Origin of the sequence: Streptomyces sp. NPDC050636, assembly GCF_040654775.1 — a bacterium.
In the GTDB taxonomy this organism is placed as follows: domain Bacteria; phylum Actinomycetota; class Actinomycetes; order Streptomycetales; family Streptomycetaceae; genus Streptomyces.
Genome location: NZ_JBFAIP010000017.1, coordinates 1 through 23,534, shown reverse-complemented (window position 1 = coordinate 23,534; position 23,534 = coordinate 1). Strand labels below are relative to the sequence as shown.

Annotated in this window: 16 protein-coding genes and 1 riboswitch; of the genes, 7 read left to right on the top strand and 9 right to left on the bottom strand. The window is 71.4% G+C overall.

The genetic code is table 11. The features are described 5' to 3' along the window. Positions 1–17: 17 nt before the first annotated feature. Positions 18–1,283, bottom strand: a complete 1,266-nt coding sequence (locus AB0I10_RS16195; RefSeq protein ID WP_363153098.1) for a DUF2332 domain-containing protein — start codon at positions 1,281–1,283, stop codon at positions 18–20. 294 nt (positions 1,284–1,577) lie between these two features. Beyond that, positions 1,578–1,720: riboswitch (cyclic di-AMP (ydaO/yuaA leader) on the top strand. 11 nt (positions 1,721–1,731) lie between these two features. Here AB0I10_RS16195 and AB0I10_RS16190 point away from each other — a divergent pair. Both AB0I10_RS16190 and AB0I10_RS16185 read left to right on the top strand, forming a co-directional pair. Beyond that, complete coding sequence (locus AB0I10_RS16190) at positions 1,732–2,937, top strand: M23 family metallopeptidase (RefSeq protein ID WP_363153097.1); 1,206 nt, start codon at positions 1,732–1,734, stop codon at positions 2,935–2,937. 205 nt (positions 2,938–3,142) lie between these two features. Further along, entirely contained in the window at positions 3,143–4,099 is a 957-nt protein-coding gene (locus tag AB0I10_RS16185; protein WP_363153096.1) for an aldo/keto reductase, read from the top strand. 110 nt (positions 4,100–4,209) lie between these two features. Here AB0I10_RS16185 and AB0I10_RS16180 read toward each other — a convergent pair whose 3' ends face one another. Continuing rightward, on the bottom strand, positions 4,210–4,512 hold the full coding sequence (locus AB0I10_RS16180; RefSeq protein WP_363153095.1) for a hypothetical protein: 303 nt from the start codon (positions 4,510–4,512) through the stop codon (positions 4,210–4,212). Positions 4,513–4,562: 50 nt separating this feature from the next. Here AB0I10_RS16180 and AB0I10_RS16175 point away from each other — a divergent pair, with 50 nt between their 5' ends. Continuing rightward, positions 4,563–4,979 carry a YDG/SRA domain-containing protein gene (locus tag AB0I10_RS16175; RefSeq protein WP_363153094.1) on the top strand — a complete coding sequence of 139 codons (417 nt, stop codon included), beginning with the start codon at positions 4,563–4,565 and terminating at the stop codon, positions 4,977–4,979. 144 nt (positions 4,980–5,123) lie between these two features. Here the strand turns inward: AB0I10_RS16175 and AB0I10_RS16170 are convergent, their stop codons facing one another. From AB0I10_RS16170 to AB0I10_RS16155, 4 genes are all read right to left on the bottom strand, one after another. Then, entirely contained in the window at positions 5,124–6,443 is a 1,320-nt protein-coding gene (locus tag AB0I10_RS16170; RefSeq protein WP_363153093.1) for a PrsW family intramembrane metalloprotease, read from the bottom strand. A 209-nt stretch (positions 6,444–6,652) separates the two neighbouring features. Then, complete coding sequence (trmB, locus tag AB0I10_RS16165; protein WP_363153092.1) at positions 6,653–7,477, bottom strand: tRNA (guanosine(46)-N7)-methyltransferase TrmB; 825 nt, start codon at positions 7,475–7,477, stop codon at positions 6,653–6,655. 302 nt (positions 7,478–7,779) lie between these two features. Continuing rightward, positions 7,780–8,991 (bottom strand): L-2-hydroxyglutarate oxidase, encoded by a 1,212-nt coding sequence (gene lhgO, locus AB0I10_RS16160; RefSeq protein WP_363153091.1) that lies wholly within the window; start codon positions 8,989–8,991, stop codon positions 7,780–7,782. A 326-nt stretch (positions 8,992–9,317) separates the two neighbouring features. After that, on the bottom strand, positions 9,318–10,766 hold the full coding sequence (locus AB0I10_RS16155; protein ID WP_363153090.1) for an MFS transporter: 1,449 nt from the start codon (positions 10,764–10,766) through the stop codon (positions 9,318–9,320). 711 nt (positions 10,767–11,477) lie between these two features. Here AB0I10_RS16155 and AB0I10_RS16150 point away from each other — a divergent pair. Further along, positions 11,478–13,559 (top strand): asparagine synthase-related protein, encoded by a 2,082-nt coding sequence (locus tag AB0I10_RS16150; protein ID WP_363153175.1) that lies wholly within the window; start codon positions 11,478–11,480, stop codon positions 13,557–13,559. Positions 13,560–13,697: 138 nt separating this feature from the next. On the opposite strand, the gene AB0I10_RS16145 is transcribed toward AB0I10_RS16150, so the two are convergent. Together AB0I10_RS16145 and AB0I10_RS16140 are read right to left on the bottom strand one after the other, a co-directional pair. Further along, on the bottom strand, positions 13,698–15,674 hold the full coding sequence (locus AB0I10_RS16145) for a sigma-70 family RNA polymerase sigma factor (RefSeq protein ID WP_363153089.1): 1,977 nt from the start codon (positions 15,672–15,674) through the stop codon (positions 13,698–13,700). Positions 15,675–16,034: 360 nt separating this feature from the next. Further along, positions 16,035–16,766: a helix-turn-helix domain-containing protein gene (locus tag AB0I10_RS16140; RefSeq protein ID WP_363153174.1), complete on the bottom strand. Its 732-nt coding sequence runs from the start codon at positions 16,764–16,766 to the stop codon at positions 16,035–16,037. 615 nt (positions 16,767–17,381) lie between these two features. Between AB0I10_RS16140 and AB0I10_RS16135 the strand changes: the two genes are divergently transcribed. Then, positions 17,382–18,746 (top strand): NAD(P)/FAD-dependent oxidoreductase, encoded by a 1,365-nt coding sequence (locus tag AB0I10_RS16135; protein WP_363153088.1) that lies wholly within the window; start codon positions 17,382–17,384, stop codon positions 18,744–18,746. Positions 18,747–19,070: 324 nt separating this feature from the next. Then, complete coding sequence (locus tag AB0I10_RS16130; RefSeq protein WP_363153087.1) at positions 19,071–20,891, top strand: SpoIIE family protein phosphatase; 1,821 nt, start codon at positions 19,071–19,073, stop codon at positions 20,889–20,891. 25 nt (positions 20,892–20,916) lie between these two features. On the opposite strand, the gene AB0I10_RS16125 is transcribed toward AB0I10_RS16130, so the two are convergent. Beyond that, the gene (locus AB0I10_RS16125) at positions 20,917–22,212 is read right to left on the bottom strand and encodes an MFS transporter (protein ID WP_363153173.1); all 1,296 of its coding nucleotides are present in this window, start codon (positions 22,210–22,212) and stop codon (positions 20,917–20,919) included. 190 nt (positions 22,213–22,402) lie between these two features. On the opposite strand from AB0I10_RS16125, the gene AB0I10_RS16120 reads away from it, so the two are divergent. Next, positions 22,403–22,963: a MarR family transcriptional regulator gene (locus AB0I10_RS16120; protein ID WP_363153086.1), complete on the top strand. Its 561-nt coding sequence runs from the start codon at positions 22,403–22,405 to the stop codon at positions 22,961–22,963. Positions 22,964–23,534 lie beyond the last annotated feature (571 nt).

The following is a 23,534-nucleotide window of genomic DNA, read 5'->3' as shown; positions in this document are numbered from 1 at the left end:
GGTGGCCGGGCGCCCGCTCAGTCCCTCGGCGCCGCCTCGTCGAGCCAGCGCAGGCTCTGGCCGTGCGGCCCGGTGAGGGCGACCGGGCGCTCGTCCAGCGCGAGGGTCAGCAGATGTGTGTCCTCGGGGCGCAGGGAGCGGTGCGCCGGGGCGGTGATCCACGGCAGGACGGTGTGGTGCTCGTTGGAGATCCAGTGCCCGGGGCCCTCCCGCTCGGCGAGCAGCGACCGTACGAGGCGCGCGAACTCCTCGCGGCGGGCCAGCGGGAGGTAGGCCAGCACGGTCGTGTGGAAGACGACGAGCGTCGCTCCGGGCGGGGCCTCGGCGGCGAGCGCGGGCAGCTCGTCGAGCAGGTCGCCGCGCACGATCCGCGGGCGGGGCGCCGGCCGCACCGCGTCGACGGCGGCCGAAAGCCGCTGTGCGCGATCCCCCTCGCCCGGCCAGACGAGGGCTTGCAGCCAGCGGAGGTCGTCGGGTTCGGCGACCGGGTCGAGCGGGTTCAGGTCGATGCCGGCGCGCCAGACGATGTCGGGGAGGCGGGTGGGGAGCGGGTCAGGGTGCGGGCCGGGGAACGGGTCGGACGGCGTGGCGTCGGCGGCTGCCGTCCCGGCCCCCAGGCCGGCCCGGCTCTCGCCGCTCTGCCGGCTCGCTCCGCCCGCCCGGCTGTCTCCGCTCACCCGGCATACGTACGTCGCCGGGCTCTCCGCTGCCCCCAGTTCCGTGACGTCCGCGGCTTCGGTAGCTCCCGTAACTCCTGCGACTCCCGTGGCGTCCGCGACTCCCGCACCACGCGCGCCACCGCTCCGCCCCTCGTACTGATACCGATACCGATAACGGTCAGGCTGCAGACACAATCCGGCCGATGCGCCGACCTCCAGGAGCGCGAGCGGCTGCGGCAGCCGGGCGAGCAGCGGCAACAGCGTCGCGCAGCGGGCCGGCTCATTGGTCTGGTTGGAGCGCCGCATGATCACCGCACGGACCTCGTCCCAGTGCCGGATCGTCCACTCGCGCCAGCGCCCGTACGCCGCCTCGCCGTGCGGACCCTGTTCGGCATGCGGGCCGTCGAGATAGCGGACGGCGGCGAGGAGGAGGTTCGGCTGCTGCTTGTTGCCGGCGGGCAGCGATCCGGACAGCAGATCGCAGAACTCCGGGTCCTGGCTGATGCGTGCGGTCAGTTCCTCGTGGGCGTCGGACCGTCCCCGTGCCTGCTGCCAGGAGAACTCCCGGTACCGATCCGCCACTGCTTGCGCGCTACTGACGACGTTCCCGACGTTGACGACCATGATCCGACGTTACTGCTCTCACTCTCCGTAGTTGCCGCGCACCCCTCCGCATAACGACTGGCACACAATCGCCGCAAGATCGTTTGATGACGCGTGGTCAACTCGCCCGGTTTAATGCCGCGATGGGCGAAAAAGCCCACGCCAAAGCTCATGCCAAGAGCAGACGGATTCGCGGGAAGGCTTGGAAAACGGCCGCCGTCTCTATTACTGTCCGATAACGCAGCGCGGTCGTCCCAGCCGTCGCAGAGGCGGCACCGCGCGCCGACGCCGAATCCCAGCAAGCGCACTTCAGGCACCTTCAGAACTCGAACTGCACCAAGGGAACCGGGGAACCACCACCTTGGGGTGAATCGGACGCCTCCGCCAGATGGCGCCCGTAGGAGACCTTCCTGCTCCGAACCCGTCAGCTAACCCGGTAGGCGAGAAGGAAGGAAAGGAGTGCGCCCACGTGGCGTCCAACAGGCCTGCCCCAGAGGCTTCGTCCGTCAACGGCCTCGATGACCGAGGCCCCTTCGACGGGTCCGACCCTTCTGCCACTTCTGTCGCTTCCGGTCGGTTCGATCACCGCGGTCCGGCCTTCGGGTACGGCGGCGAGCGTGACGGCATCCGCGATGCCGACGGACCGTGGGAGGAGTGGAACCCCACCGAGGAATCCATCCGTCCGGTCCGCGGCAGGCACCGGGTCGGCAAGCAGCGCGGCGGCGGACTCGCCCGCAGCGGTACGGTCCTGGGCGTCGGCGTCATCGCGGCGGTCGGCGCGGGCGGGATGGCCACGGCCGAGGACCGTCCGCCGGTCCCGATCTCGATGCCGGACATCGGCGGGATGGCCGACGACCTCTCGGACAAGCTGCCGGACGCGAAGTCCCTCCCCGGCATTGGCGGCCTGATATCCGACTCGGGTTCGGACTCGGGCTCCGGCTCTTCCGCTTCCGCCGCCCCGGCCTCCGGTAACGCCGCGGCCCCCCTCTCCCAGGCCGGCCTCACCCAGAACGAGACCGCCCAGGGCGGCGGCGCGGGGGAGGCCCTGCGCAACCGCATCCTGCAGCAGGCCGACGCGCAGCAGGGCGCCGCCGAGCAGGAAGCACGCGACGCCGCGGAGGCCGCCGCCATCGAGCAGGCATCGAAGGACGCGGCCGCGCAGCAGGACGAGGCCGAAAAGGCCGCGGCGGCCAAGAAGGCGGCGGCGCTGGAGGCCAAGCGCAAGGCCGAGGAGGAGGCCCGCCGGAAGGCGGAGGCCGAGCGCCTCGCCGAGCTGGCGCGGAGCTTCGTCAACCCCCTCACCTCGTACACCCTCACCGCCAGCTTCGGCCAGGCCGGCGATCGCTGGGCCGCGGACCACACGGGGCAGGACTTCGCCGCACCGACCGGCACTCCTGTCAAGGCGGTTCACTCCGGCACCATCACGCAGGCGGGCTGGGCCGGCTCGTACGGCTACCGCATCGTCCTCACCCTCGACGACGGCACCGAACTCTGGTTCTGCCATCTGTCCTCCATGCTGAAGACCTCCGGCAAGGTCAACACCGGCGACGTCATCGCCCGCGTCGGCGCCACCGGTAACGTCACCGGCCCCCACCTCCACTTGGAGGTCCGCCCGGACGCAGGTGACCCGATCGACCCGATGCCGTGGCTGCGCGAGCAAGGGGTCAACATCTGACAGCGGCCTGACGGTTGGGGGAAGGGGAACAACCCGGGGAGAACCAGGGATCGCCCCGGGGAGAACCAGGGGTCGACCTGGGAAGAACCAGGGATCAACCCGGGGGAGCGCCCGGGAACAACCAGGGATCAATCCGGACCAAATCAGGGACCGCCTCGGAGCCATCCGGGGAATAACTCCCCTTCCCCCAACGCTGCAACAACGCATGACCGCGACACCGACACACAAGCCCCATAAGCCCCTCGGCTCGCTCTCCGTCTCGCCCCTCTCCCTCGGTGGCAATGTCTTCGGTTGGACGGCCGACGAGGCGGAGTCCTTCAACGTCCTCGATGCGTACGTCGCCGGCGGCGGCAACTTCATCGACACCGCCGACGTCTACTCGGCCTGGGTGCCCGGCAACAAGGGCGGCGAATCCGAGACCGTCATCGGCAACTGGCTGGCCGCGCGCGGCAACCGCGACGACATCGTCATCGCCACCAAGGTCGGCGCCCACCCCGACTTCAAGGGCCTCTCCGCGACCACCATCAAGACCGCGGTCGAGGAGTCCCTCACCCGCCTCCGCACCGACTACATCGACCTCTACTACACCCACTACGACGACGAGTCGGTCGAGGTCCCGGAGTTCCTCAGCGCCCTCAACGACCTTGTCCAGGCCGGCAAGGTCCGTGAGATCGCCGCCTCCAACATCTCCGCGCAGCGCCTGGAGGAGTCGCTGGCCTTCTCCGACCGTGAGGGCCTGGCCCGCTATGTCGCCCTCCAGCCCCACTACAACCTGGTCTCCCGCGACACATACGAAGGCGAACTCGCCGACGTGGCCGCCCGCAACGGCGTGGCCGCGGTGCCGTACTACGCCCTCGCCTCCGGCTTCCTGACCGGCAAGTACCGTCCGGGCACGGCCGTCGACAGCGCTCGCTCCGAGGGCGCGGCCAAGCACCTCTCAACCGACCGGGGCATCCGCGTCCTCCAGGCCCTCGACACCGTCGCCGCGGCCCACGACGCCGAAGTCGCAACCGTGGCCTTGGCCTGGCTCGCCGCTCAGCCCACCGTCGCCGCCCCCATCGCCAGCGCCCGCACGGTAGCCCAGCTCCCGGCCCTCCTCGCGGTCGCGGACCTCACCCTCAGCGAGGCCGAACTGGCCCTCCTCACCAAGGCATCCGCCTGACGGCGAAGCACACAGACGGGTGCGGGCCGGGGCTGTGACTGCCCCGGCCCGCACCCGTAACCACGCCTGACTATTCCTGACTATCCCTGACCACTCCTGCCGCCTGGCGCTTACGCCCGACGATCGACCGCCGCCCACGACGCGAGGGCCACCCCACCCGCCACCGCAAACACCGAAGGCCAGGCCCCGACCTTCTTGGCCAACGGATGCGACCCAGCAAACGCCGCCACATAAGCCCCACTCAACGCGGTAGCCGTCGCATTCCCAGCCTTCTGCTGCCATCCCCGCGCGGCCACAGCCCCAGCCGCCGCCAACACCACACCACCCAGGGGCCGCTTCTTGGTCCAGCGGGCTACACCGTAACCACCGACAATCCCACCTGCGGCCACTATTGCCGTCGGAATCCTAGCCATTACCCACAACCTCCTCGTAGCAGATACTGCCGAGCCTACGTCGCTAGACCGTGTGGTGCTGGCCACTTTCCCTGCCTGTTCTTACGGAGTGCGAGCCGTATGAGGTGGCCACGCGGAACTGCACAAGGCGGGTGTCCGCCGCGCATACGGCCAGGGCATCTCTGGTACTTCTCGGCCGTCCAGTTCGCGTGGTGCGTGGCCTGAAGGTCAGAGGGAAGAAGTGGCGTCGAGCGACCGGGGGTTACGAATATTGCGGGCTTTTCCGCGTCGCTGACCACTGGATGACTGTTGGGAAAGAAGGTTTCCTCGTCTGCCGGTTCAAGCTCTTGAAGCTGGCGCCGGGTGAAACGCTGAAGCCGCAACCGCTCCCTTCGAGCGATAGCGAAGACACCGGGCTTGAGGAGAAGATGCGCTGCACCATTGAGTATGAGCGGAGAATTCGCGACTCAACGTTGTGCGCACAGTAAAGGATGCGTACGAAAACACCTGTCAGATATGCAATCTTCGCCTTGAGGTGTCGCCTTGGGGTGAGTGGTACAGCGAGGCCGCCCATATTCAGGCATTGGGTAAACCGCATAGTGGCCCAGGAAAATCAAGGTGGACTGCGTTCGTCAGCATCGTGCCCGCTGGGCTGATCGATGAGTGATATGCAGTGCCTGCGCCAACGCAGGCTGTGCCCAACCCCTGTAATGCCAAAGGTGCTGCAACAAATGCCGTTCCCGCACCGTGAAGTCCGCCGTGGTTCCCGTCAAGTGGGCGCGGCGGCGGTGGAAGGAGAGGGAGGTGGCGAGGGCTGTGTATTCGGTTACGGCGCGGGCGGCGGTGGGGCCGTGGGTTTGGCGGGCCAGGTCGCGGGCCAGGGCGCGGGTTTTGAGGGAGGAGAGGGCGGTGGCTTCGGCGGGGGTGAGCCAGCCGGTGGCCGTGTATGGCGCGAGGTAGCCGCGTAGGGACAGAAGTTCTTGGTGGCGGGCCCAGACGGCGAGCCAGGTGAGGGTGATGAAGATCGGGACCATGAAGAGGCCGTAGACGGTGAGGAATCCGAGGTCGCCGAGGGATGAGGCGGCGTTCCAGATGGCGTGGAGGAGGACGGCGGTGAGCAGGCCGAGCACGGCGAGCGCGGTGCGGGAGGCGCGGCGGCGGGGGTAGCGGGTGGCGGCTATGCCGAATGCCAGGCCGGTGAGGATGGTGAAGAGGGGGTGGGCGAAGGGGGAGACGATGATGCGGATGAAGAAGGTGCCGGCGGTGAGGGAGTCCAGTCCGGAGTGGCCCATGGACTGGTCCTGACCGAAGGCGCTGCCCAGATAGAGGATGTTCTCGGTGAAGGCGAAGCCGGTGGCGCTGATCCCGGCGATGACGATGCCGTCCGTGATGCCGTCGAAGTCGCGTCGGCGGAAGCGGTAGAGGAGGAGGACGGCGGCGGCCTTGACGGATTCCTCGACGATCGGGGCGATGGCCGTCGCGCCCCAGGCCTCGGCTTCGGAGGGGGAGGCGGCGGCGATGTTGGCGGCCAGCCAGTCGGTGGCGAAGCCGTTGGCCAGGATCGCGACCAGGGTGGCGGCGCAGGCGCCCCAGGCGAAGGCGAACGCGAGGTTGCGCCAGGGCTCGGGCTCGATGCGGTCGAGCCAGCAGAACGCCGCGATGAGGAGCGGGACCGGGAAGGTGGCCAGGCCCAGGCCGACCAGGAAGCCTTCCGTTCCGGTTTCGCGGCGGACCATGCCGATGATGAACACGCCGGAGAGGGCGAGCAGGGACACCAGGGCGACGGCGCGGAGGGTTTTGTTGTGCCAGGGGGCCGATCGCCGGCGCGGGTACGAGATACCCGGGGCGTCCGGGGGCGTCGAGGTGTGCGGGGCGGGTGCGTACGCCGGGAGGGGCGGCTGTGACGGGGACTGCGACGCAGGCGAGGGGGACGGCGGGTACGACGGGTGCACCTGTCGACCCTAACCAGAGCCGATCTGCCGGATAGGTCCTGCGGCCCGCGTACTCCGGACAGGTCCTGCGGCCCGTGTACGCCGAGCAGGTCCTGCGGCCCGTGTACGCCGAGCAGGTCCGGCGGCCTGTCTGGGGCGTGTCCGGTGGATCAGGGCCAGCCATGATCCACCGGACACCAACCGCGACAAGACCGGCTAACAAAGCACTACTAGGCGCCGCGGCGGCGGAAGAGCAGGTCGTGGACGATGTGTCCCTTGTCCAGGCCCTGGCCTTCGAACCTGGTGAGCGGGCGGAAGTCGGGCCGGGGGGCGTACCCCTCGTGGAGGTTCTCCAGCGTCGGCTCGGCGGAGAGGACCTCCAGCATCTGCTCGGCGTACGGCTCCCAGTCGGTCGCGCAGTGGACGAGGGCGCCGGGTGCGAGCCGTGTGGTGGCCAGCGAGACAAACTCCGGCTGGATCAGGCGGCGCTTGTGGTGGCGCTTCTTCGGCCAGGGGTCGGGGAAGTAGACGCGCAGGCCGGCGAGGGAGGCGGGGGCGAGCATCTCGCGGAGGAGGATGATCGCGTCGCCGTTGGCCACCCGGATGTTGGACAGATCGTTCCGCTCCGCGAGACCGAGCAGATTGCCCTGGCCGGGAGTGTGGACGTCGCAGCCGAGGATGCCGGTGTCCGGGTCGGCCGCGGCCATCTGTGCCGTGGCCTCGCCCATGCCGAAGCCGATCTCCAGCACGACCGGCCGGCCGTCGAAGAACGCGTCCAGATCGATACGGGAGAGCCCGTCGATGTCCAGGCCCCACTTGGGCCACAGGCGGCGCAGCGCGTCGGCCTGGCTGGGGGAGACACGGCTGCGGCGGGGCTGGAAGGAGCGGATCCGGCGCTCGTGATGCGAGCCCGCGGGGTCGGCGGCGGGGCCGGTCCCGTCGGGGAACATCGGCCCACTGCGGCGGGGTGCGACGGAGCCGGCGGAGGCAGCCGGAACGGCCGGAGCGTCGGCTGCCACGGCGTCGGCTTCGGGGGACACGGTTGCGGGAGTCACGGTTGCGGCGGTGACGGGATTCTCGGACACAGTGTTTTGATTCTACGGATGGAGGGGTGGGGGTGGTCCTCCACGGTTCTCGAAGGCCCTTGAAGGTTCTCGAAGGTTCTCGAAGGTCCTGAGGTGCCGGATCTCCCTCCCAGGACCCCGGATCTCCCTCCCCGGACCCCCGGATTACCCGCACCGCGCGGGCTCCTGCGGCCCGCCTCCAGCATCCCGCCCCTCAGCCCCGCACATGCCCGCCGGCCCGTATCCCGTATTTCAGCCGGGGCGCCGCCAGCGCCCACCCCGCATCCCGGGCCTCACCCCCGCAACACCCCCAGCACCCGCCCCGCCACCTCCCGCCCGATCGGCAGTGATGCCGTGGCTGCCGGGGACGGGGCGTTGAGGACGTGGACGATGCCGGGGGATTCGGCGAAGAGGAAGTCGTCGACGAGGGTGCCGTCGGGGAGGACGGCCTGGGCGCGGACGCCGGACGGGGACGGGAGCAGGTCTTCCTCGCGGGCGGCCGGGAGCAGGCGGCGGACTGCGTCGGCGAAGGCGCGCCGGGAGAGGGAGCGGCGCAGCTCGCCGGCGCCGTAGCGCCAGTGGCGCTGGGCTATCCGCCAGGCGCCGGGGAAGGCGAGGGTCCCGGCCAGCTCGGCGGGGTGCAGGGTGCGCCAGTCGTAGCCCTCGCGGGCCAGGGCGGGGACGGCGTTCGGGCCGATGTGGACGGCGCCGTCGATGCCGCGGGTGAGGTGCACGCCGAGGAACGGGAAGGCCGGGTCGGGGACGGGGTAGACGAGGCCGCGGACGAGGGAAGCACGGTCCGGGGCGAGGGTGAAGTACTCGCCGCGGAAGGGGATGATCCGCATGCCCGGAGGGTCGCCTGCCAGGCGGGCGATGCGGTCGCAGTGCAGGCCGGCGCAGTTGACCAGGGCGCGGGCGCGGTAGACCGTGCCGGCGGCCGTACGGACCGCCACCCGGCCGGGGCGGCGGCCGATGGCGGTGACTTCTTCGCCGTAAGCGATCCGGGCGCCGGCGTCCATGGCGAGGCGGGCGAACGTCCGGGCGACCGCGCCGAAGTCGCAGACGCCGGTCGTGCCGACATGGATGGCGGCCAGGCCGCGCACCTCCGGCTCGTACTCGGCTATCTGGGCGGGGCCCAGCTCGCGCACCGGCAGCCCGTGCTCGCGGCCGCGCTGGATCAGGCCGTGCAGCCGGGGCAGTTCGGCGCGGTTCGTGGCGACGATCAGCTTGCCGGTGACCTCATGGGGGATGTCGTGTTCCGCGCAGAACTTGACCATTTCCGCCGAGCCCTGGAGGGCGAAGCGGGCCTTGAGCGAGCCGGGCGGGTAGTAGATGCCGCTGTGGATCACGCCGCTGTTGCGTCCGGTCTGATGGCGGGCCGGTCCCGGCTCCTTCTCCAGGACCACGACGCGCGTGCCGGGCGCGGCACGCGTGATCGCATCGGCCGTGGACAGTCCGACGATGCCGGCACCGATCACCAGCACATCGCAGTCGTACGCCGCCACTGCACCTCCCCAACCGCATGACCGCGGACCCGCCCATGGCCGCGGACCCGCGCGTCATCGCCCACGACGTACTCCATCATGACGGCCACCACTGACAATGCGGCAATGACAAGCGGTGAGGGCGCCGCCACCGCATGCGGTGGCACGCGGTGCGCGATGTGACGCTGCATGCCCGTGCCCGACACCATCGCCGCGATGTCACCCGCCGCAGCGCCGCCCGCCGAAACCGAAGCCGCATGCTCACGCCGCACCGGCACGCGGCCCCGAGACCGACGCGAAGCCCCCGGCCCCAGCCGCCCGGCGCCCACCCCCGCCCTCGTCCCGCTCTACGCCGGCGCCGCCAGCAGCGGCCGGGCGCGCTCGCGCAGCTCCACCACCCGGGGCTCGTCCCCGTACGGCTCCAGGCGGTGCAGCAGATCGCGGACGTACTCGGTGGTGCGGGCCGAGGAGATCCGGCCGGCCACCTCGACCGCGCGGGTGCCCGCCGCGCACGCCGCGTCCAGGTTGCCGGACTCCAGTTCGGCGACCGCCGAAACGACGAGGCGCAGCCCGTGGGAGCGGACGAACTCCTCGGTGGGGCGGGAGAGCGCCTGCTCGGTGAAGCGGCGCACCTGGCGCGGCAGGCGCAGATCCCGGTAGCACTCGGCGGCGTCCGCGGCGAAGCGCTCGTACGAGTAGAAGTCCAGCCAGGACGGGTCGGGGTCGCCGCTCCGCGAGCGCTCCAGCCAGCCCTCGGCGGCCTTCAGCGCCACCTCACAGGCGCGTGCCTCCCCCGCCTTCGCCTGCGCCCGCGCCTCCACCAGCCGGAAGAAGCTCATCGTGCGGGCCGTCGCGAGACCGCGGTTGCGTTCGAGGGCGGCCTGCGCGAGGTCCACGCCCTCGTCGGCGAAACCGCGGTAGGTCGCCTGGAGTGACATGGAGGCCAGGACATATCCCCCCAGCGGCACGTCGGCGGCCGCGCGGGCGAGCCGCAGCGCCTGGATGTAGTAGCGCTGCGCGGCCTCCTGCTGGCCCGTGTCGAAGGCCATCCAGCCCGCGAGCCTGGTCAGTTCGGAGGTCGCCCCGAAGAGCGCGCGGCCCACCTCGTCGCTGTACGACGCCAGAAGCAACGGCGCCGCGTCCACCCGGAGGCACTCCGGCACCATCGATGAACGCCAGTCCCCGCCACCGTACTTGGAGTCCCAGCGGCGCGCGTCCTCCGCCGCCTCGCGCAGCTTGGTGACATCGCTGTGGCCGACATGCTGCGGGATCCCGGCGTCCCCGGCGGCCGCGGCGTCCTTGTCGCGCGCCTCCGCGGCCTCCCGCGCCACCGAACTGTCCGCGGGAGATATCAGCCAGCGCGAGGCGGGAGTGGCGTACGCGCTGACGGCGAAGGAACCGGCCAGGCTCTGCCAGATGCCGCCGCCACCGGCCCGCCGCCCGGCCAGATCGAGTCGGTACAGCTCGGTCGCGGAGCGCACCGCCGCGCCCACATCGCGGGGGAATGCCAGGCCGACCTCGGGCGCCGGGTCCGCGTCGGCCAGGCCGATCTCGTGCAGCGGCACCGGCCGCCCGAGCTTGCTGCCGATCGCGGACGCGATCAAGTGGGGCGCGGCGCCTTGGGGCACCATGCCCTTGGAGACCCATCGCGCAACCGACGTCTTGTCATAGCGAAGCGTCAGTCCACGCTGCGCACCGAGGTCGTTGACCCGGCGCGCGAGTCCGGCATTGCTGATCCCCGCGAGGGCGAGAACGGTGCCGAGCTTTTCGTTCGGCCCGCGTATATCCCTGGACATGCGCACCCCTCGACACAGCGACAGCCTCCCCGGTACCCCGGGGCATGCGTCCACCCAGAGTAGTTCGCCGAATCCCGACCGTTAAGAGCCGGTGTCCCGGATGGCGAGATTCATGTTCAAACAGGGGTACGGGAATTGGCATGTGCTCCGGGTACGTGTGCCCGTGCGCCCGTCCGTGCGCGCTGCCCGCCCTCCCCCGGGAGCGCTTCCATGGGTCCTGCGTGGGTCGGCCCGCTGCACTGGATCCAGTGGGCTGGGGGACACCGCCACCTCATTCCCCGCGGGTGGCGGTCCGGTCCGGGAGGCGAAGCCCGCCTCCCGGACTGTCGCGCAGACCGGTCACCGGCCGGTCGCCTCACCGGTTGACGTGACACCCGAACGCGTCAACTGGGCAGCACGGAACGGACTTTGGCTGAAATGCGACGGGTGTTGTTTTCGCGCCGTCGCCAGCTAGGGGGCGCCCCGGGGGCCACACGGGGGGCCTCCCGGGGCCGTCGCGACCGCGCGCCGGGCCCGGCTCCACGACCGCCGCGCGGGTGTCCCAGGCCCTGTCCGCGCCGTCGCCGCGGCGTGAACCGCCGGTATACGGGCTCTCTTTGACGTCTCCTGTGCGCCCCCGCCATGGCAGCATGGTCCGCACAACAGCTTGGCAATCCGCTGTACGGGGAGGCCATTGGCCCCTCGGCGGACGGGATTCGGGTGGAGGCGGCGATGCGCTGGTTGGTGGGGTGGAGCAGTACCGCCACGGGGCCGGCCCCCACAGGGGAGAGTCGCACGGTCCTGCCCGTAGGCGCCCAACTCCTTTGGGGAGACCCGGATCCGCTGTGGGCGGTCGGCGACTGGCGGCCCGACGAGGTCCGCGTCGTACAGGCCGATCCCGAGACCCGGCTCGCCGTCTTCGGTGTCTGCGGTGCCACCAACGACCAGTTGCGGGTGGGGCTGTTCGCGGCCCGGGGCGGCGCGCTGCGCCACCTCACCGCCTGGCCGGGCAGCTACACCGCCGTCGTCCAGGTGGGGCGGCGCCTCACGATCACCGGTGATCTGGCCGGTGCCCGTCCCGTCTTCCACACCCCGTGGGCCGGCGGTACGGCATACGCGACCGCCGCCCTCCCGCTCGCCGACCTCATAGAGGCCAGCCTCGACGTCGGCCATCTGGCGGCGCTGCTGGCCTGCCCGGACGCCCCTGAGGCACTCGGCGCCGGCACCCCGTACGAAGGGGTCCGCCGGATCCCGCCCGGCCACGCGCTGGTGCTGCGCGGCGGCGCCAGCGACATCACCTCCTTCGAGCCGACCGCCTCGCTCGCCGTCGCGGCCCCCCAACTCGCCCCGGATCAGGCCGTGGACGGCGTCCGTGATGCCCTCATCGAGGCCGTCCGCGCCCGGCTGGCGGGCCCGCGGCACGCGCCCGACCCGGACGGGCTGGACAGCCTCGACCCCGGCCCGGTGCCCGGCATGGGACCGGCCGAGCGGCGCGCCGCGCGCGGCGGACCGGCCCCCGGCATCGGCGCCGACCTCTCCGGAGGCAGTGCCTCCGGAACCCTCGCCCTCCTGGCCGCCGGCCTCCCCGGCCAGCCCGGAAGGCTCAACGGCCACGGCGAACGGCTGCTCGCCGTCACCTTCAACGACCTTGCCACGAACGGCGGTCGGGCCTACCGCGAGGCCGAACTGGAGCGCGCCCGCAGCATCGCCGACAACCCGCGCCTGCACCACGTCGTCGTCGCGGCCGGCGAAGAGGCGCTCCCGTACGCGGACCTCGACAGCGGCCCGCTCACCGACGAGCCCGGCCCCTCGCTCATCATGGCCGGGCGCCACCGGCGGCGGCTGCTGGCCGGCAGCGCGGACCACTTCGTAGGGCAGGGCGCGCGCCCGGTGCTGGACGCCCACCCCGCCCGGCTCGCCGACCTCCTCATGGACCGCCGCCGACGCCACCTGCTGCGCCCGGTCACCGCGCTCGCCAAGGCAGACGGCCCTTCCGCGCAGTCCGTCCTGGTCCCCTTCACCGTCTACCGGGCCGCCCGCAAGCTCGCCCGTACGCCCTACGGCGTCGGCGTCGCCGATACGGCGCGCCGCCTCATGGAGCGGCAGTTCGCCGACGAACCGGTGACCGGCGGGGCCGTCGACGCCTCGCTGGCCGCCCTCGCCTGGTGCCGACCGGGGCCGGCGGCGCGCTGGCTCACGGGGGAGGCACTGGCCGAAATATCGGTTCGCCTCGGGGACGCGGCGACCCGCTCGCCCGCCGTGAGCCGCCCCGGGGAACGGCGCGCCCGCGCGGCACTGGCCCGCCAGGCCGCCGACCACCGCGTCTTCGAACAGGCCGCGGAGGTCCGCAACCAGCGTCTGCACGCGCCCTTCCTCGACAACCAGGTGGTGCTCGCCTGCCGCGCGCTCCCGGACACTCTCCGGGTGCAGCCGGGGGCGCGTGCGTCGGTACTGCGCTCGGTGCTCTCCGGGGCGGGCGTACGGGACCTGCCGTCCGGGTGGGGCGCCACCTCGCACGTCACCCACGGGGCGGCGGTACGGGCCGGACTGCGCAGCGCCGTCGGCGAGTTGGTGGCGCTCTTCGATGCGCCGCTGCTCGCCGATGCGGGGCTGGTGGAGGCGCGGGTGGTGCGCAAGGCGCTGCGCTCGGCGTCCGAGGGCGCTGCGCTGCCACTGGACGGCCTGGCGGAGCTGGTCGCCACGGAGCTGTGGCTGCGGCGGCTGACGGCACGGCGGGGGACGTGCTGGATGGGGGCGTCGGCGCCGCGCCAGCGGGCGGTCGCGGGTGGAGTGGTTCCCCGGGCGAGACTTTGAGCCGGGTTCCGATCCGTCGTCGGTTCGCTCCCGGTGGGGGCTTGTGTGGTCGATGGGCCCGCCTTCGGCGGGACCGGAGCCGGTTGTGGGGTGACCGCCGGTGTGCGGCACTCCCCGCCCCGCCGCCGGAACTCCCCCTCAACGACAACTGATCTGCGACCTCGCCCAATCCCCCAACGCCACCACATCAACCGGCGTCTCCGGCTCGACCACCAGCCGTAGCGTCTTACGGCCCGCCAGCGGGACATGCACCGGCACCGCCGGCTCCCCGCCGCGCACCACACCGGACCGCCACAGCCGCTCCCCGTCCCCGTAGACGGAGAAACGCAGCGCGCCCAGCCCCAGGCTGAGATCGTCGACGCCCACGAGAGCGTCGTACGCGGTGCACGGCCGGTTGAGGTCGATGAGCACCGAGGACGACGCGTGCACGGTCACGCCGTGCGGGTAGGTCGTGCCGTCGACGCTCGGCTGCTGCCGCTGCCACACCCAGCTGCTGCCGAACGCGCGCACCTCCGGCTTCGTGCCGTCGCCCGCGAAGTCGTAGTCCAGCGCGTTGACCCGGTACGGGATCGGGGCCGGTGCCGGGGGAGCCGGTGTCGGGGTGGGCTCGGGCGATGAGGGCGTCGGTTCGGGGGGCGGCGTCGGTGCCGGCTTCGGCGGAGTCGGTTTCGGGGTCGGTGTGGGCGTCGGTGTGGGCGTCGGCTTCGGTTCCGGCCGGGGCGCGGATACCGGCGGCGCCGGCGGCTTCGACGTGGCCTGCGAGGGCTTGGGCGACGGTTTCTGGGGCGCCGGCGGGGCCGATGGGGCCGACCGGTGCGGCTCGGCCTGTGTGTTCGGTGCCGGCTTCGGGGTGCCGATCAGCACCAGGGCGAGCGCCACACCCGCCGCCGCCACCATCCCCACCCCGACACCGGCCTTGACCGGCGCGCCGAGGCCCTCGCTCACGGCGGCGCCGCCCCCGCTCCCGGCTGTACCGGAACCGGCACCTCCGGCGGCCGCGGCCGCACCGGCCCCCGCCGCCGCACCCACGCCCGCGGCGCCGGCAGCGGCCACCTTGACGGCGTACCCGGCGGCGAACCAGCCGATGACCGCGACCGGCAGCACCGCACCGATCCGCTGATTGACGTCCGCGACCTCCATCGCGGCTGTACGGCACCGGGCGCACTCGTCGAGATGCTTGCGCAGCCCCCGCTCGGCGCGCACCCGCAGTCCGCCGCGGGCGAAGGCGCCGAGCCGGTCGGCGTACCGCGCGCAGTCGCCGGCGCCGGTCAGCGACTGGCTCACATGCGCCTGCAGATACGCCTGCTTGAGGCCCTCGCGGGCGCGGTGCGCCAGTACAGCGGTGGCGTTGGCGGTGAGCCCGAGCAGCGGGGCGACGTCGCTCGGCGACTCGTCCTCGATGGTGGTGTGCCACAACACCGTCTGATAGCGCTCGGGCAGGCTGCGGAAGGCCTGTACGGCCATGGACTGCTCGGCCTCGTGCATGGCGCGGACATCCGCGCCCAGGTCCAAGGTGTCCTCGTCCAGCGACGACCCGGCGGCGGACACCGCGAACACCGCGAAGTCCTCGACCAGTTGCTCCCGTTTCGTGGTTTTCGCCCACGCGGCGGCGACCCGGCGGACCGTCGTCAGGAGGTACGCGCGGACCGCGGAATCAGGCCCCGCGCCGCCGCGTACCGCCTGCAGCGTGCGGGCGAAGACCTCGCCGGTCAGGTCCTCGGCGGTGTGCGTGTCCCGGCAGCAGCTGCGTGCGTACCGCCGTACCGCCGCGGCGTGCCGGCGGTACATCTCCTCGTACGCGCTGTCGTCGCCGGCCCGCATGTTGGCGATCAACTGGCTGTCGGAGGGCGGGAGTTCGGCCACCTCGGTGCCGGTGGGCACTACGGGGCCGACAGCCGGGCCCGTCCTGCCGGAGCGCTCGCGCTGGGGCGGCACACTGTGGCTCTCCGGGCCGGCGGCGCGGTCGTGCCGCTCGGCGGGGCCGCGCGCCGGGGGAGTCGCCCCCAACGGTCCGCTCTGGCCGGGAACCTGCCCCGATGGCGCCCCCTGGGGCTGCCCCGCACCAGCGGCACCGGTCTCGCCGCCACGCTGCTCGTCCCGCCCGTCAACACTCATCGCCGAGGCCCCCGAACACGCCGTCACACCGGAACACCGCGCAAGCGTGCCACACCGATGGCCCAGGCTTCACTGCCCCTACAGGCATCCACTCATCCGAGGGGAACCCTTGCACGGCAGCCCAGACGTTCACTCGTACGGGGCACGTTTGCGGTCTTGCGCGGCGCGCCGTCACTCGCACGGAGCGCAATGCCACTCGTTCAGGGCACACCCCGCCAGACCGCAGGGCCGTACGGAAATCGGCCCCCACCGGTAGCCCGGCCGGCCTCTCCCGCTCTCGGCTTCGCTTGAGCGGGCGGACCGCCATCGCCCGGCGGGCCCACTCGCTGGGCTCGCCGGGACGGATCCGGCCGCCGGAACTCACCGGGCGGGGCGCGAGCGCAGCCCCTCCAGCAGAATCTCCAACAGGCGTGCGGACGCGGCCTGCTGATGGCCGGGGTCGGGCAGCGACGGCGCTCCCGTGGCGATCACCAGCAGAACATCGGCGACCGTCACATCGGAGCGCAGTTCACCGGCGGTCCTGGCACGCTCCACGAGCCGCCCGACGACCTCCAGCAGCGCCTGCGCGCCGGCGGTCTCCTCGGCCGCCGGTACGGCCTCCGGCGCATCCGCCGTGCCCCGCTCGCCCTCGGGCACGCCGCGCTGGGCGACCACCCGCAGATCGGCGGACGGGCCGTCCGCCCCCGGGGCCATCCGCTGTTGCGGCACCCGGGCCTCGGCAACGCCCTCCGGCGCGCTCACCCGCAGGATGCCCGGCGGCAGCAGCCGACCGGCACCCGAGGCGACCGACGTCCGCAGGAAGCGGGACAGCGCCGACCACGGGTCGTCCTCCTGGCCGAGCGCCGTACGCGCCTGGGCCGTCAGCCGTGCGGTCTCCTCCTCGGCTATCCGCCGGACCAGGACGTCCTTGCTCGGGAACCTGCGGTAGACCGTCCCGACACCGACCCGGGCCCGCCGGGCCACATCTTCCATGGGCGCGCCGTAGCCCAACTCGCCGAAGACCTCGCGCGCGGCCCGCAGCACATGTTCCAGATTGCGCTGGGCGTCCACCCTCAGCGGCGTGCTCCGGCCGCCGGGGCCGTGACCGGCCATCCCGAGACCGCCGTTTCCGCCGCCTCCCCCGTTGCTGCCGGCGCCGTTACCGCTGCCGTTGCCATTGGCGCCGTTGCCGTTACCGCTGCCCGATGTGTGCGTCGGAGCGACGGCTGTCGGCCATTGAGAGCCCTGAATATGCATATTGATCCCCCGGTAATGAACGTCTCCCCCCGGAGACTCCCCGCCCTGATGGTCGGGGCGTACCGACGAGAGGGTGCACCCCAACGAGATACGAACATAGTTGAGCCCGGGTCAAGAATGAAGGGGGTGTTCCGCACACTCCGCCCCCGATCGGCGCAACGGGCCCGATCCGCCCCGATTGCCTCCCCTCGTCTTCCCCGCCGCCAGCCCTCTGACCTGCGTATCTTCCGCTCCGTCAGCGGAACGTGACCGTCCGCCTCAAGAACCGCGCCGGGTCATACATTTCGACGAGCCTGTGGACAAAGGCGCGCCGGGGGTGCGTCATGGAGGCAGTGCTGTGCTTTCCCGGGGGCGCAGCGCCCGAGGGTGACCGTGCCGCCGGCCGGCCACCGGATCGGTGCCGCCCCGGGCCCGGTCGACATCGCGAGGAGAACCTCTGTGAAGGCTGTGTCTTCAAAGTCTTCAAACGACGTGGCGCGCATTCTCGTTGTCGGTGGTGGCTACGTGGGGATGTACACCGCCCTGGGCCTGCAGCGGAAGCTGAAGCAGGAGCTGCGGCAGGGCACGGTCGAGGTCATCGTGGTCGACCCCGAGCCGTATATGACGTACCAGCCCTTCCTGCCCGAGGCAGCGGCCGGCTCCATCTCGCCGCGCCATGTCGTCGTACCGCTGCGCCAGGTGCTGCCGCAGTGCACGGTCGTCATCGGCGAGGTCACCGCCATCGACCACAGCGAGCGGAAGGCCACGATCAAGACCCTGGCCGCCGAGGAGACCGGCGACGGCGCCATCGGCGTGGCGTACGACGAACTGGTCCTCGCGCCGGGCTCGGTCTCCCGCACCCTTCCCGTTCCGGGGCTGGCCGATTTCGGTATCGGTTTCAAGACCGTCGAAGAGGCCATCGGGCTGCGCAACCACGTCCTCGAACAGCTCGACATCGCGTCCTCCACCCGCGACCCCGCGGTCCGCGACGCGGCGCTGACCTTCGTCTTCGTGGGCGGCGGATACGCGGGCGTGGAGGCGTTGGCCGAACTGGAGGACATGGCCCGCTACGCCTCCCGCTACTACCACAACATCAAGCCCGACGACATGAAGTGGATCCTGGTCGAGGCGACCGGCCGGATTCTCCCCGAAGTGGGCCCGGACATGGGCCGGTACGCCGTACGCGAGCTGCGCGGACGCAATATCGACGTACGGCTCGACACCCGGCTGGACTCCTGCGAGCACCGCGTCGCCGTGCTCAGCGACGGCGCCCGCTTCCCCACCAGAACCCTGGTGTGGACCGCGGGCGTCAAACCGCACCCCATCCTGGCCGCGACCAAACTGCCGCTGAACGGCCGTGGCCGCCTCAAGTGCACCGCCGCGCTCCAGGTGGACGGCGTCGAACACGCCTGGTCCGCCGGTGACGCGGCCGCGGTCCCGGACCTGACGGCCGACCCGCCCGCGAAACCCGACGAGCCCCCAGCGGAGTGCGCGCCCAACGCGCAGCACGCCCTCCGGCAGGCGAAGGTGCTCGCCGAGAACGTCGCCGCAGCGGTGCGCGGTGGCCCGATCGAGGACTACGCCCACAAATACGCCGGATCGGTGGCCTCGCTGGGCCTCCACAAGGGCGTCGCGCATGTCTACGGGCGCAAACTGAAGGGCTATCCGGCATGGCTGATGCACCGCGTCTACCACCTCAGCCGGGTGCCCACCTTCAACCGCAAGGCGCGGGTGCTCGCCGAATGGACCCTCGCGGGCCTGTTCAAACGTGAGATCGTCTCGCTCGGCTCGCTGGAGAACCCGCGCGCCGAGTTCGAACTCGCCGCGGGCACCGGGCGCCACAACGAAGCCAGCTGACGCGCGCCGCCCAGCCGGTCGCCTGATGTCCGGTTGACCTGCTGTCAGTCACCGGGTCACCCGAATGGACCGCAGTGCGGAACTTCCCGTCGGGTCCCCGGCGTCTGACGGATGTCAGTCCGGTCGGCCACACTGGACGTGTGACCATGGGTGGGCTCGTATCTGCAAAGAGTGACAATCACGAGGATTCTGGACGTTTGCTGCATTCCGCCAGAGGGCGCCGAGAGCGCCCCCAGCCGACAGTCCCCCAGCCTTCGGCCGGGCGGTACCCCCAAGCCGACGGCCCGACCCCGCGCGACGACGCGAAGTAAGAGGTACACCTCCGTGATCTTCACGCGCTGGAGCGCCAAACTCCCCGGCACACAGCGGCGCGCCGCCGCCCGGTCCGACCGCGCCGCGCCACGCCCCGCGTCCGCCACGCCGGCCACCCCGGCCGCCGAGGCCCCGGCCGACCCGCCCGAGGCCGCGGACGCCACACCGGACGGCCCGACCGCCGCCGGCTCCGGCGCCGTGCCCGCGGCCCGCGCCGCGCACGCCGACCACCCCGAAGCGGCCGCCTCCGAAGAAGCCGGCCCTCTGGGCCTGCCTCCCACGGTCGACGCGCTGTCCGTCCACGACATCCTCGGCACCATCCCCGCCCTGGTGGCCGTCGTCTACGGCCCCGAGCACCGCATCGCGTACGTCAACGGCGCCTACGCCGACGTCTTCGGCCGCCGCCCGGCCGGACACACCGCGCGCGAAGCCCTCCCCGAGCTCGACGAACTCGGCCTGCTCCCGCTGATGGACCAGGTCCTGCGCAGCGGCAAGCCCCGTACGGTCAAGTCCCGCAAGGTCCCCGGCGCCGCGGGCTCCGACCGCTCCCGCGACGGCTACTACACCTTCACCTGCACCCCCATCGAGGTCGCCGCCAGCGGCCCGGCCCCCGACCCGGAGGTCGCCTGCGTCGCCCCGCACAAGGGCGTCCTCGTCTTCGGCGCCGACGTCACCGACCAGATCGAATCCGCCGAGCGGCTGCGGGCCAGCGAAGCCCGCCAGCGCGAGGCCGCGGTCACCCTCCAGCGCTCCCTGCTCCCCCAGGAACTGGAGCAGCCCGACGACCTGCGGGTGGCCGCCACGTACCAGCCCGGTGGCACGGACGCCGCGGTCGGCGGCGACTGGTACGACGTCATCACCCTCGGCGCCGGCCGTACGGCCCTGGTCATCGGCGACGTCATGGGCCGCGGCGTCCGCGCCGCCGCCGTCATGGGCCAACTCCGCACGGCCGTCCGCGCCTACGCCCGCCTGGACCTGCCACCCCACGAGGTCCTCCAGCTCCTGGACGGCCTGGCCGCCGAGATCGACGCCAGCCAGATCGCCACCTGCGTCTACGCCGTCCACGACCCGAACGAGGGCCGCCTGGTCTACGCCTCGGCCGGCCATCTCCCCATCCTGGTCCGCGACGCGGACGGCACCGTCCGCCGCGCCGCCGAACCGACCGGACCGCCGCTGGGCACCGGCGGCTGGTTGCACACGTCGGGCTCGGTGCCTCTGGGCCCTGGATCCAGTGCCGTCCTCTACACGGACGGCCTCGTGGAGCGCCGCGACAAGGACATCGACCACGGTGTCGAGGCCCTGGAGCGGGCCTTCGCCGGCGCCACCGGCGCCCCCGACATCGTCTGCGACCGCCTGCTCCGCGCCCTCGGCATCACCGTCACCCACGACGACGACGTCGCCATCCTGGTCCTGCAACACCCCGAACGCACCGGCCACGACGCCGAGCTGTTCCACAACGCCGCCCTCGAACTCCACGGCGGTACGGAAGCGGCTCCGCGCGCCCGCGCCTTCGCCTCCGGCGTCCTCGCTTCGTGGCGCTTCTCCCCGGAACTTCACGACCTCGGTGTCCTGGCCGCCAGCGAACTCGTCGCCAACTCCCTGCAACACGGAACGCCCCCCATGCGTCTCCGCCTCCGCCGCACCGACCGCCGCCTGATCATCGAGGTGACCGACGGCGACGACCACCTCCCCCGCCGCCGCCGAGCTGAACCGGCCGACGAAGCGGGCCGCGGCATCTCCATCGTCGCGACCATCGCCTCGTCCTGGGGCTCTCGCAGAACCCCAGGCGGAGGCAAAGCGGTGTGGTGCGAATTCGCACTACCTCGGGGGTAGAGGCCCCACTCCGGCCGGTGGCGCATCACACGGCTGCGGCCACCTGTTCCGGAGCCTCGGCCCGCGGCACCGGAACCGCCACCGGCGCCCGGTGCGGGTTGTCCTGTACCGGGCCGAGCATCCGGCCCAACCGCAACGCCAACCCCGTGATCCCCAGCGCACACAGCACCAGCATCCCGATGTACGCCACGTACATCCCATGCCCCACCATCAACGCACCCACCGCCGGCCCCACGGCCAACGCCAACTGCTTGACCAGCGCGAACGCCGAGTTGTACTGCCCGATCAGCGATGCCGGCGCCAGATCCGCCACCAGCGGCGCCAACGTCGGCGACAGCATCGACTCACCTATACCGAACAGCGCGTATGTCGAGATCAGCAGCGTTGTCGCCACTACCTGCGCACCGTGCACCAGACCGGACAGCCCGGCCGCTATCCACGCCACGGTCCAGATCATCCCGACCAGCGCCATGACCCGGCTGCGCCGCCGCCGCTCGACCAGTTTGAGCACCACGAACTGCGCCACCACGATCGCCGCCGTATTCGCCGCCAGCGCGATGCCGAGAGTGGCCGGCGGGATCCGGGTGACCTCGGTGGCGTACGCCGCGAGGCCCGACTCGAACTGCCCGTAGCAGGCGAAGAACAGCACAAAGCCGAGAACACACAGCCACACCATCCGCCGGTCGGCGAACAGTGCCCGCCAGGCACCCTTGGCCCGCTCCTCGGTCGGCACCGCATCCTCGACCTTCGGCATCCGCGGCAGCCGTACGCTCGCGATCGCCGCACCGAGCACCAGGAACATCACGGCCTCGATGGCGAACAGCCGCACAAAGCTCGACGCATGCGACTCGTCGACCAGCAGCCCGCCGACCAGCCCACCGACACCCAGACCGAGGTTGTTCAGAAAGAACTGGGTGGCGAACGCCCGCGACCTGGTCACCGTCGTCGAACACCACACGATCATCGTCGCGAGGGCCGGCTGTATCACCGCTATACCCGCACCGAGTGCGATGGCGGACGCGATGACCAGCGGCTCCGCGGCGGACAGCCCGAGCCCCAGCGCACCGACGGCAGCGGAGACCGTACCGACGATGGCCACCGGCAGCGGACCACGCCGGTCGATGACCCGACCGGTCAGCGGCAGAACGACCAGTGCGGACACCGCGAGCATCGCCAGCACCACTCCGGCCGTACTCGCACCAAGATCACGCACCTTCGCCACATAGACGTACAGATACGGAACCGTGAAGCCGTTGCCGAACGCGCTCAGTGCGTTCCCCAGCTGGATCCGGCGCAGCGCGGCGCCCATCGCGGTGGTCACACTCACCTACCTAGGTCATGTCGTAAGACGAATAAGAGGACGAACCCACGAGCCGCAGCAGCCACCCGGCGAGACCGACAGTCCGAGACCGGACAGTCACACCCTGAAGACTTCAACTCTAAAGTTCGAAGCTAAAGAGTACATGGAGAAGGACTTCAACGCCAATGACTTCCATGCCATACTGCGCCGCATGCCTGAGCCCTCAGATGCGGCCGCCGACGCAGCCGAGCCGAGCCTTGAGGAACAGATCGCGGCCTACCAGCGCGAGTTCCAAGACCTCGACCCCCAGGTGGAACAGGTCGTCTCCGCACTTCAGCGCCTCAATCGGCGGATGAACGTCGCCTACGGACGGCAGACGGCCACCCTCGGAATGAGCAACGCCGAATGGGAGGTCCTCAAAGCCCTGGTCCTGTCCGGCGCCCCCTACCGACTGGGCCCCGGCGAACTCGCCAAACGCCTCGGCCTCACGCCGGCCGCCATGACCCACCGCATCGACCGCATGGCGAGCGAGGGCCTGGTCACACGCGAGCGCGACGAGAACAACCGGGTTCGCGTCATCGTCGAGCTGACCGACGAGGGCCGCGAGAAGTGGCTCGCGGCGATGCGCCTGGCATCGGTCTTCGAAGGAGACCTCCTCCAGGACCTCTCCGGCGACGAACGCCACCTCCTGGGTGAGGTGCTGACCCGCCTGCTGCGCCGAGTGGAGGACGCCCAACCGGATGCCGGCGGACGACTGAAGGACCTCGACTGACTCAAGTTGACACGGGTCTGACCCATCCGTAGTGTTCTCCGAGTTGCCACGGAGCCGTAACGGTTCTGCGGTAGCCATCCCGCCGCCTCAGCGGCACACCACTACTGCACGGCCCCTCACCGGGATGAATTTCGGCATGCCGAATTTCGATTCCACCGACTCGATTTGAGTCACCGAGGAATTCCGCTAAAGTAGTGACCACGCCGAAAGGCAAACCCCGCCGACGGGGAATCGGAACTGAATTCGAACCGGCAACGGAACGAAATCGGATCTGATAGAGTCGGAAAGACCGAAAAGCGAAAGCCGGACGGTCAACCCCGCTCCAACAGGGGGCCGGAGACGGAAACGAATCTGGTAAGGTTGGAAACGCGAAGAAGCCGAAAGGCCGAATCGCACCGGCGAAATCAGGACCGCGAGGATCTGATAGAGTCGGAAACGCAAGACCGAAGGGAAGCGCCCGGAGAGCCTGGTGAAACAGGCACAAAGGAAGCGTCCGTTCCTTGAGAACTCAACAGCGTGCCAAAAGTCAACGCCAGATATGTTGATACCCCGTCTACCGGAAACATCCGGG

Excerpts from the sequence above, each read along its gene's own strand:
- AB0I10_RS16140 (WP_363153174.1), bottom strand. The coding sequence starts at position 16,766 with ATGGCCGGTCACGGCCCCGGCGGCCGGAGCACGCCGCTGAGGGTGGAC.
- AB0I10_RS16120 (WP_363153086.1), top strand. The coding sequence starts at position 22,403 with ATGCCTGAGCCCTCAGATGCGGCCGCCGACGCAGCCGAGCCGAGCCTT.
- AB0I10_RS16195 (WP_363153098.1), bottom strand. The coding sequence starts at position 1,283 with ATGGTCGTCAACGTCGGGAACGTCGTCAGTAGCGCGCAAGCAGTGGCG.
- AB0I10_RS16180 (WP_363153095.1), bottom strand. The coding sequence starts at position 4,512 with ATGGCTAGGATTCCGACGGCAATAGTGGCCGCAGGTGGGATTGTCGGT.
- AB0I10_RS16145 (WP_363153089.1), bottom strand. The coding sequence starts at position 15,674 with ATGAGTGTTGACGGGCGGGACGAGCAGCGTGGCGGCGAGACCGGTGCC.
- AB0I10_RS16155 (WP_363153090.1), bottom strand. The coding sequence starts at position 10,766 with ATGTCCAGGGATATACGCGGGCCGAACGAAAAGCTCGGCACCGTTCTC.
- AB0I10_RS16150 (WP_363153175.1), top strand. The coding sequence starts at position 11,478 with ATGCGCTGGTTGGTGGGGTGGAGCAGTACCGCCACGGGGCCGGCCCCC.
- AB0I10_RS16185 (WP_363153096.1), top strand. The coding sequence starts at position 3,143 with ATGACCGCGACACCGACACACAAGCCCCATAAGCCCCTCGGCTCGCTC.